Here is a 10,552-nt window from a genome sequence, read left to right as displayed (position 1 = left end):
TATTTTTGGTGCACCTCTTGCGATTGAGGGGATTGTGGCATTTTTCTTGGAAGCAACATTTTTTGCAGTGATGTTTTTTGGTTGGGATAGGGTTTCAAAGAGATTCCACCTTGTATCTACGTGGCTTGTAGCTATCGGGAGCAATTTAAGTGCTTTTTGGATTCTTGTGGCAAATGGGTGGATGCAATACCCTGTAGGCACAATTTTTAATCCCGACACAGCGCGCAATGAAATGGCAAGTTTTATAGATGTCGCACTTTCGCCGGTGGCAGTTTCGAAATTTTTGCACACAGTAGCGAGTGGGTATGTGATTTCGGCATTATTTGTAATGGGTGTAAGCGCATGGTATTTGCTCAAAGGCAAACATCTCATTGTAGCAAAAAAGAGTCTTGTTATTGGTGCAAGTTTTGGATTTATCACTTCAATGTTTTTGTTTTTTAGTGGTGATGAGAGTGCATATCAGGTAACACAAAAACAACCTATGAAGCTTGCAGCAATGGAGGGAATCTATGATGGCGAACATAGAGCCTCACTTGTAGCATTTGGAATCTTAAATCCAGACAAAAAGCCAGGAGATTCCCAATCAACATTTTTGTTTGATGTAAGCATTCCGTATGCGCTCTCTATCCTTGGTAAAAGAGATACACAAGGTTTTGTCCCTGGGATTAATGATTTGTTGTATGGTAATGAAGAAAAAGGTATTGTGCCTATGGATACGCGTATCCAAAATGGTAAGCGCGCTGTTGAGGCATTAAAAACTTATAAACTTGCCAAAGAAAGCGGTGACACATTAGTAATGAATGAATCTAGAAGTATTTTAGAATCTCATATGCAAGATTTTGGTTATGGGTATTTGGATTCTAAAGAACAAGCTATGCCACCTATTGCCATTACATTTTATAGCTTTCATCTAATGGTGGCGTTAGGAAGTTTGTTTTTTATACTTTTTATCGTGGTTTTGTATCTTTCTATGGCAAATAATATTTTGCGGTTTAGAAAAATTTTGTGGCTGTGCATCATCGCGATCCCATTTGGGTATATTGCAGCAGAAGCTGGGTGGATCGTTGCAGAAGTAGGTAGACAGCCTTGGGCAATACAAGATTTGATGCCTGTGCATATTGCCGCAACCAAACTCTCTCATACAGATGTGCAAGTTTCGTTTTTTATATTCCTTGTCCTTTTTACGACATTGCTTATCGCAGAGCTTGGCATTATGCTAAGGCAGATTAAAAAAGGCTTTGGTGAGCATTCTCACATACCTTCTTATTAAGGAGTTTTTGATGTTTTTTGGTTTGGATCATAATGATTTACAGATTTATTGGTGGATTATACAAAGCCTTTTGGGCGGTTTATTGGTGTTTATGTTTTTTGTGCAAGGTGGGCAAGGGCTTATTGATAGACTTTCAAGTAATGAAGAGGAAAAAAGCTTGCTTATCACCTGTTTGGGTCGTAAATGGGAGCTAGGATTTACAACTTTGGTGCTTTTTGGTGGCGCTGCATTTGCGGCATTTCCATTGTTTTATAGCACGAGTTTTGGCGGTGCGTATTGGGTGTGGTTGGCAATTTTATTTTGCTTTATTATTCAAGCAGTGAGTTATGAATACCGCAAGAAAGAAGGCAACTTTTTAGGCACAAAAACTTATGAGATATTTTTGAAAATCAATGGAATTCTTGGAGTATTTTTGATTGGAGTAGCGGTAAGCACTTTTTTTGCAGGGTCGGCGTTTAGATTAGATTCTCAAAACTTTGTTGTGTGGGAAGGAGAGTGGCGAGGCTTGGAGCAACTCAAAAATCCATTTAATTATTTATTGGGCTTTGCACTTGTTTTTTTGAGTAGAATCTTGGCAGATAGCTATTTTATTAATGCTATAGATGTGGATTCTATACGACATAAAGCACGCAAAGATATTGTGATTAATACTATCTTTTTTCTCCCATTTTTTGTAGGATTTTTGGCATGGATTTGCCTTAAAGATGGCTTTGGAGTGGGCGAAAATGGTGCGATAGAATTGATACCATATTTGTATTTGCAAACTTTTTTGCATAATCCCTTGATTCTTGCTTTGTTGTTGCTTGGTGTATGTGGTGTATTGCTAGGAATCTATCAAAGCATTAAGGGTGTGCGAGGCATATTTGCACTCGGGGTGGGTGTAGTGTTGGCAGTTATGGCAGTGTTTTTAAATGTAGGGCTTGGGGAGAGTGCGTTTTACCCATCATCTTCTGATTTGCAAAGTTCTCTAACCATTGCAAATGCAAGTTCTAGTTATTACACATTAAGTGTCATGGGATATGTGAGTTCGGTTGTACCATTTGTATTAGCGTATATCGTGTATGTATGGCGAGTTATGGATTCTCAAAAACTTACATCTAAAGACTTGCAGGGTCATTTATATTAGAATCTATAAAAAGGAGTAATATGTTGTATACATTATTTTTGCTTTGCTTATGGCCTATTACAATTTTTGTGTGCTATAAGTTTATATTGCTCAACATCAAAGAAACAGAATGTCGTGATACGGAATCACAAAAGATTATCTAAAATTTCTTAGATATGTAACTTTTTTGTGTATAATCCAAATGTTTAATATCAAAAACAAGGAGAAAAAATGGGAAAATATTTTGATCTAACAGAAGCAAATTTTGAAGAAAAAACATCAAAGGGTGTAGCGCTTGTAGATTTTTGGGCACCTTGGTGTGGTCCATGCAAAATGTTTGCACCAGTAGTAGAAAAACTTGCTGAAGCTTTTGATGGCAAAGCAGCAATTTGCAAAGTAAACACAGATGAAGAGAGTAATCTTGCTGCAAAATTTGGTATTCGCAGTATTCCTACTCTTATCTTTATGAAAGATGGAAATGTTGTAGATACTATCATCGGAGCAGTAAGCGAATCTGTAGTCACTGAGAAACTTAATTCTTTGCTCTAATTTTCATTCTTCTATCTCCACATTTGGTGGAGGTTATCTTTATCTGTGCTATTTAGGTATATCACATTAAGGAGACGCGGTGCTACAAAATCAGCACACAACTAATCGTCGTTATTCATATGTCAAAGATAAACTTCAAAATGGTTTGCAGCGTTTTATTACCCATGAATCCTTCGGGGGTATTTTGCTGGTCTTTTGTGTGGTTTTTGCTATGGTGGTGGCAAATTCTCAATATGCAAATTTGTATTTTTGGTTTCAAAAATTTGAATTTGGCTTTTTTGTAGGAAATCTTGAACTTAAAATCGAAGTATTACATTTTGTTAATGATATATTGATGTCGTTTTTTTTCTTACTTGTTGGGTTGGAAATGAAGCGCGAAATGCTTTATGGAGAATTAGCTGGATTCAAGAAAGTTAGTTTTTCTATTATGGCAGCCATTGGAGGCATTATTGTGCCTATTATGTTGTATTTGTATTTTACTGCAGGCACTCCTTATGAAAAGGGTTTTGGTGTGGCAATGAGTACCGATACTGCATTTGCACTTGGAGTGATTTTACTCCTTGGTAACAGAGTGCCAAAAATTGTCAAAGTGTTTCTTGTAACTTTAGCAGTCGCCGATGATTTGGGTGCTATTAGTGTTATCGCGATTTTTTATTCTGATCAGATTCATATGTTTTGGATAGGAGTTTCTGTATGTATTGCAGGGATTTTAGGGTATTGTAATTATCGAGATACAAAATATCTTAGCTTATATTTTTTCTTTGGAATCTTACTTTGGATTAGTGTGTATCTTAGTGGTATTCATGTAACTATTGCAGCAGTGATTTTGGCTCTCACGATTCCAGGTAGGACACAGCGTGTTAATAGAAAATATTTTCGCAATATGCTTTCAGAATTTGATCGTATCAAAATGATTACTAATGATGGTGCAGATATTTTGCAGATGCAAGAGAATGATAATTTAGGGTTTTGGCAATCTACTTGGCGTAATATCAAAAACTTTATGACCTCTGCACCAAGTGTGCGTAATGTCAATATGGCAAAGGCGAGTGAGCTTGTATATATTTTGGATAGTATAGGGATTTATGCGCGTTACGCCCAAAACCCACTCTTGCGCCTTGAGCATGCACTACAACCTATATGTGCGTATTTTATTGTGCCCTTATTTGCATTTATGAATGCTGGAGTTCATATAGATTCATATATGAATATTGGTATTGATGGCGTGATGTTTGGCACAATTTTAGGACTTGTAATAGGGAAGCCTTTAGGAATCTTTCTTTTTGCTTACCTTGGGGAGAAGTGTAATCTTTCTGTACGACCAGAGGGCTTAGGTAATTTTCATATTTTTGCTGTGGGTGCAATTTCTGGTGTGGGCTTTACTATGTCTATTTTTGTTGCAAACCTTGCCTATGGCGAGGATATTGTGGCTATTAACCTCTCTAAGATTTCTATTCTTATTGCTTCTAGTATCGCGGTGGTGTTTGGTATTATTTTAATGGGCTTAGCAACGCGACCATCACGAAAAACTAAGCTAGAGTAACACACAAAGGTTTAGGGATTTTTTTTATAGTAATATTTACTTACAATAATATTTTTATGCTATAATTCAATTCTTTGTATTTCTGTATAGAGTTTTAGACAACAAAGGAGTATGAAATGCGCTTTTATATTGTCGTAGCATTGATTGTATCGAGTTTTGTTCAAGGCTTTACCAGTGCATCGACCCAACAAGACACACAATCTTTTGAAGAAACACTAAGCATTTTAAACACCACTAGTAATGATGAAAAAGGTTATACCTTAGCTGAATTGCTTGAAGCTGCAAAGAATAACTACAATCTTGAAGCAAAAGATATTGCGATTTTACAAGCAGGAGCCAATCAATCTGCTGCACAAAGAGAATTTTTACCTACATTTGATGGGAGTTATTCATTTCAAGATACCAACAATACCTATCGCGCTATTCAAGCTCAAAATGCTCAACTTCAAGCAAAATGGGAGATTTTTAGTGGGTTAAAAACCTACAACAAAGTGCGGGAAAAAAATGCCCTCTATCGATCAAGTGTGGCAGATAGAGCTAATATACAAGAGCAGATTTTTTTAAATGTGATTGAGCAATATTATACATATTTTTCTAATAAATCTCAAAAAATTGCCCTAGAACAGCAACACAAACAGCTTGAAGAAAATATCAAACGCACAGAAAAGCTATATCGATCTGGGCTTACCACTATTGATGATGTAGAATCTTTGCGTGCAGAGATTCTATCTACCGAACATGATATGGCAAACATCGTGCTTGACATGGAACGCAATAAACTTATGCTCTCACTCCTTACTAACCTTGAAGTCAAGGAACTCTCTCGTGTTACCATTAAAATGCCTACCTTTACTTTGCAAAAGCGTCAAGATTTGATTGCACTTGAAGAGCAAGCAAGTAGTGTGATGTATCAAGCAAAGCAAATTACATATTTGCCAACCGTCGCGCTTAGCGATACATTTACGTGGAATAGCTTAGGAGCCGTGAGTTCTAAACCTGCATTACTTGATTTGTTAGGGAGTGGTGGTTCTACCTTTGGTGGATCTGGTTTTATGAAAATGAGTTATCCACCTACACAAAATGTCATTGGCGTAAGCGTAAATATGCGTTTGTTTGATTGGTTTAATCTCTCCAAGCAAAAAGAAGCTATGCGGTATTCTGCTATGCAACGACAAAAAGAACTTGCTTACAAAAAATACGAACAAGAAAAGGATGAGCGTTTGTATCGCAAAAGTATAGAAATTGCCCAAGCAAGGATTAAGAGTGCAGAAGCAGCGCTTAAATCTGCCTCGGTATCTTTTGATAATGTCGCGCGCCGATATGAAGCGCAAGTGTTAAATTTTTCGGACTATTTGCAGTCTCTTAGCCGACGATTTAGCGCAGAATCTACCTATACACAAAGTCTTAATGATTATGAGATAGAAAAGGCGCGTTATATTTATTATAGCGGGCAGCAGATCGAGGATTATATACAATAACACAATAAAGGATCAGATATGAAGTTAAGAATCTATGTAGTAAGTTTGGTGTTTGCTACGATGACATATGCCGATGAAGTGTATGCAATTTTTAATGCTCAAGCCATGAGAGATGCAAATCTTAGTTTGGGAAGTGGTGGGATTGTAACACAAATTTATGTTGATGTGGGCAGTGAAGTAAAAGCTGGCGACATACTTCTTACTTTATTTAACAAAGATCAAAGCGCACAAGTAGATTCTATTCGTCAAACTTATTTGTTTAATAAAAAACAATATGAACGCTATGAGCGATTGGGTAGTGCGGTAGATAAAAATACACTCAACAAATATTATGCGGATTATAAACGATATGAAGCGGATTTGGCATATCAAGAAGCCCTATTAAGCAAAACAATCTTGCGTGCGCCATTTGATGGAGTCATCGCGTCCAAAAACATTGAGCTTGGTGATGGTGTGGGCGCTAATAATACAGAGCTTTTTCGCCTCATTAGCAAGGAAGTTAAAATTGTGCTTGAATTTGATTTTAAGTATATCAATAAGGTTCAAGTGGGTGATAGTTTCGAATTTAGTGTTGATGGTATAGAATCTAAGCAAATTGCAATTATTAATAAAATTTACCCTACTGCAAGTGAGAGTAATCGTAAAGTCAAGGCTGAAGCACTTGTGAAAAATATCGTGCCTGGGACATTTGGTGATGGTTACATCAAAACAAAGAAATAAGCACACACTCTTGTAAGGATTAATAATGTATAAATTTGCCATTACGCGTCCGGTTTCGACGTTGATGTTTGCATTGGCGGTGATGTTTTTTGGATTTTTGGCTGCGATAAAGCTTCCTGTTTCCCTTTTTCCAAATATTGATTTTCCTATTGTAACGGTTATTACGACATATCAAGGTGCAAGTGCGCAGACGGTTGAAACAAAAGTTACAGACAAGATAGAAGAAGCAGTAATGGGGATTGATGGGCTTAAAAAAGTTACATCTTCAAGTGTGCGTAATACAAGTATCGTACTTATAGAATTTCAATTAGAAAAAGACATTGATGTTGCTATAGCCGATGTGCGTGATAAAATTGGTACCGTGCGTTTAGAAAGTGGCATAGATTCACCATCTGTGCGGAAGGTTGATACCGGATCCGCACCTGTGATTTCGCTTTTTTTGACAAGCACCAAAGTTCCACCTTCTGAAATGATGAATCATGCAGATAATGTTATTAAACCAATGCTCCAAAAAATTAGCGGTGTAGGTGGCGTGGAGTTACGAGGGTATAGAAAAAGACAGATTAGAATCTATCCTGATCCAACATTGATGAATAAATATGGGCTTACATTTTCTACTATTGGCAAACTCATAGGGCAAGAGAATGTTGAGATTGACGGCGGAAGGTTGGTAAACACCAAGTATGAGTGGGTATTAACTACCGATGCAAATAGCTACAACATAGAAGAAATGGGCGAATTGCGTATAGCCGATGGTGTAAGATTGAAGGATATCGCCAAGATTGAAGATTCAATCGAAGAAGATAGAACATATGCAAGTTATGACAAGACACCAGGTGTGATTTTTGAGGTTCAAAAAATTTCTGGACAAAATGATATCAAAATTGCCGATGCAGTGAAAGAAGTATTTCCAGAAATTTTGGCAGTAAGTCAAGATTATGAAGTAGAAGTCTTTAAGGATACAACAGAATACATTAAAGATTCTGTTAAAGATGTGAAATTTGACCTTGTGCTTGGTGCAATTTTGGCAGTAGTGGTTGTCTTTTTGTTTTTGCGTAGTGTAAGCATTACGATTGTGGCTGCATTGAGTTTGCCTGTTTCAATCATTGGCACTTTTGCCCTTATGAGCCATTTTGATCTCACGCTGAATATGCTTACGTTTTTAGCGTTGACTTTGGCTATTGGGATTATTATCGATGATGCAATTGTAGTCATTGAAAATATTCATAAAAAGCTTGAGGCAGGATTATCAAAGCGTGAGGCGGCATACGAGGGTGTGCGTGAGATAGGGTTTGCTATTATTGCTATTTCTGCAATGCTTCTGTCGGTGTTTATTCCAGTTGGAACTATGAGTGGTATTGTAGGAAGATTTTTTCAAGGCTTTGGAATCACGGTGGCATTAGCTATAGGACTTTCTTATATCGTTGTTATTACGATTATTCCTATGTTAAGCTCGATTGTGGTAAATCCGCAACATTCAAGATTCTATCATAGGAGTGAGCCATTTTTTAGAATGCTTGATGAAAAATATGTTAGCACCTTGCGCTTTGTGCTATCACATAAACTTATCACATTACTTGCGGTACTTGGTGTGTTTATAGGATCACTTTTTTTAGCCAGCAGGCTCGGGTTTGATTTTATGAAAAAAGAAGATAAAGGCGAATATAACACATTTTTAGAAATAGCACCCGGTATTAGTATGGAGGAAATGAAAAAGCGTGTGGGTGCATTGCAAGATATAATCCTCGCAGATCCTACAACAAAGTTTGCAACCTTACAGATTGGGTATGACTCGCAAAAAAATATTTTTAAAGCCCAGATCTATACAAAGATGATAGATAGAAAGGAGCGCACAAAGGATCAAGGACAATTTATCATAATAGATAAAATGCGAAAAGTTCTCGCGGAGCAACCCGCTGCCAAAGATATGACAATTTCTATCGTAGAGGTTTCTGACATAGGTGGTGGTGGGGATAATTCTCCATTCCAACTTGCGATTTTGGCTCCAAATGATGAGCTTTTGGAGCAATCCCAAAAGAATCTCTATAAGCTTTTTGAGGAAAAACTTGCTGGGAAGGTCGTGGGTGTGCATCTTAATAAAGCTGATGATCAGCCTGAATATAGATTCCATATTGTGCGTGCCAATGCTAATAAATATGGCGTAAGCTCTGAAGAAATAGGCAATACCATTCGAGTAGCATTTTCTGGGGAGTATCCTGTGGGGTATTATAAAGAGCGTGGCAAGGAATACGATATAACTGTGCGTGTGCCTGACAATGATAGAAGAGTGCTTGATGACATTAAGCGTTTGCAAGTTAGAAACTCTAAAGGTGAGTTGATGTTTTTGGAGGGGTTGGTAAAAATCGAAAAAACTATGACTCCTTCAACGATTACGAGATTCAATAGACAACGCAGTATGACTGTGTATGCTTCACCAAATAAGAATGCTGGTGTGAGTTTGGGTGATATTTTTAAAGTCGTGTTAGATCCAAATAACAAATGGCTTGCAGATGGTGCTAGTTATAAATTGCAAGGAGAGGTTGAAAATATGCAAGACACTATACAGGCATTTGTGGTGGCAATTTTGACTGCAATTGTGCTTATTTATCTAATTTTGGCAGCCCTTTATGAGAGTTTCTTGCAGCCTTTGATTATTATGATTGCCTTGCCACTTAGTTTTTCTGGAGCATTTATAGCGCTGTTTATCACACATGAGACTTTTAGTATGTTTTCTATGTTGGGACTTATGCTTCTTATGGGTATTGTGGGTAAAAATGCTACCTTGCTCATTGATGTTGCAAACGAGAAGCGTAAAGAAGGCATGGATATTATACAGGCTTTGATTACGGCAGGTGAATTGCGTTTGCGACCGATTTTGATGACAACTATTGCTATGGTATTTGGTATGTTGCCTTTGGCTATTGCAAGTGGTGCAGGGGAAGCGATGAAAAATCCTATAGGGATTGCGATGATTGGTGGGCTTATTGTCTCTATGTTGCTTTCATTGCTTGTTGTGCCAGTGTTTTATAGGTTTTTGGCTCCACTTGATGATAAATTACAAAAATTATATAAACCAAAAGAGGGAGATAGATTCTAAATATAGAATCCTCCAAAAGGAGTGGTGATGATTATTATTCCGGCACGTTTAGAATCTATGCGTTTGCCAAAAAAAGTTTTGTGTGATCTTGGTGGATTACCAATGATTGTAAGGACTGCACAAAATGCCCAAAAAGTTGATGAAGTGGTGGTAGCTTGTGATGATGAAGAGATTATGCAAGCATGTAAGATACACAAGATTTCAAGTGTGCTGACCTCTAAAAGTCATTGTAGTGGGACAGATAGATGTGCACAAGCAGCTAATATTTTGGGACTTAAAAGCGATAGTGTGATTCTTAATCTTCAAGCAGATGAGCCATTTGTAGAATCTAGCGTGTTAGAAACACTCTTATCCTTAACAAAGAGAAACAATGCATTTTTACATACACTTGCTAAAGTTATTTCACTAGATGAGATCGCAGACATAAATCTTGTAAAGGTTGTGATTAATGCTAATAAACATGCCTTGTATTTTTCGCGATTGGGTGTGCCATATGCGCGTGATGGCGTAGATTCACAAATATGTAACACATATCCATATTTAGGGCATTTGGGCTTATATGGTTTTACAAAGCAATGTCTTGATGAATTTTGTGCCTTGCAACAAAGCCCACTAGAAAATATTGAAAAACTTGAACAACTTCGTGTATTGTATCATGGCAAGAGCATAGCTTTAGAGATTGTAGAGACTACAAGCTTTGGTATCGATACCAAAGAGGATCTCCTTAGGGCACAAAAATATTTACACTCTTAGTAGATTCTCTAAAATACAGCTATAGAGAAAGAGAGTT

8 protein-coding genes are annotated in these 10,552 nt (G+C 37.2%); all 8 read left to right on the top strand.

All coding sequences use genetic code 11. The features are described from left to right. Nucleotides 1-1,270: cytochrome ubiquinol oxidase subunit I (locus C6H22_RS07780; protein WP_104694713.1), on the top strand; the 1,270-nt coding region annotated here is incomplete at its 5' end. A gap of 10 nt (nt 1,271-1,280) precedes the next feature. Next, nucleotides 1,281-2,396: a cytochrome d ubiquinol oxidase subunit II gene (locus C6H22_RS07775; RefSeq protein WP_104694712.1), complete on the top strand. Its 1,116-nt coding sequence runs from the start codon at nt 1,281-1,283 to the stop codon at nt 2,394-2,396. A gap of 210 nt (nt 2,397-2,606) precedes the next feature. Beyond that, nucleotides 2,607-2,924, top strand: a complete 318-nt coding sequence (gene trxA, locus C6H22_RS07770; RefSeq protein WP_104694711.1) for a thioredoxin — start codon at nt 2,607-2,609, stop codon at nt 2,922-2,924. Between the two features lie 79 nt (nt 2,925-3,003). Then, nucleotides 3,004-4,467 (top strand): Na+/H+ antiporter NhaA, encoded by a 1,464-nt coding sequence (gene nhaA, locus C6H22_RS07765; protein WP_104694710.1) that lies wholly within the window; start codon nt 3,004-3,006, stop codon nt 4,465-4,467. 116 nt (nt 4,468-4,583) lie between these two features. Further along, nucleotides 4,584-5,945 (top strand): TolC family protein, encoded by a 1,362-nt coding sequence (locus tag C6H22_RS07760; protein ID WP_104694709.1) that lies wholly within the window; start codon nt 4,584-4,586, stop codon nt 5,943-5,945. An 18-nt stretch (nt 5,946-5,963) separates the two neighbouring features. Continuing rightward, entirely contained in the window at nt 5,964-6,665 is a 702-nt protein-coding gene (locus tag C6H22_RS07755) for an efflux RND transporter periplasmic adaptor subunit (protein WP_104694708.1), read from the top strand. A 25-nt stretch (nt 6,666-6,690) separates the two neighbouring features. Further along, complete coding sequence (locus C6H22_RS07750) at nt 6,691-9,762, top strand: efflux RND transporter permease subunit (protein WP_104694707.1); 3,072 nt, start codon at nt 6,691-6,693, stop codon at nt 9,760-9,762. A gap of 27 nt (nt 9,763-9,789) precedes the next feature. Beyond that, nucleotides 9,790-10,515 (top strand): 3-deoxy-manno-octulosonate cytidylyltransferase, encoded by a 726-nt coding sequence (kdsB, locus tag C6H22_RS07745; RefSeq protein ID WP_104694706.1) that lies wholly within the window; start codon nt 9,790-9,792, stop codon nt 10,513-10,515. Nucleotides 10,516-10,552: the final 37 nt, after the last annotated feature.

Origin of the sequence: Helicobacter equorum (assembly GCF_900198655.1) — a bacterium.
Classification (GTDB): Bacteria; Campylobacterota; Campylobacteria; order Campylobacterales; family Helicobacteraceae; genus Helicobacter_F; species Helicobacter_F equorum.
The sequence above is the reverse complement of the archived record's forward strand: the minus strand, read 5'-3'. Positions and strand labels throughout refer to the sequence as shown.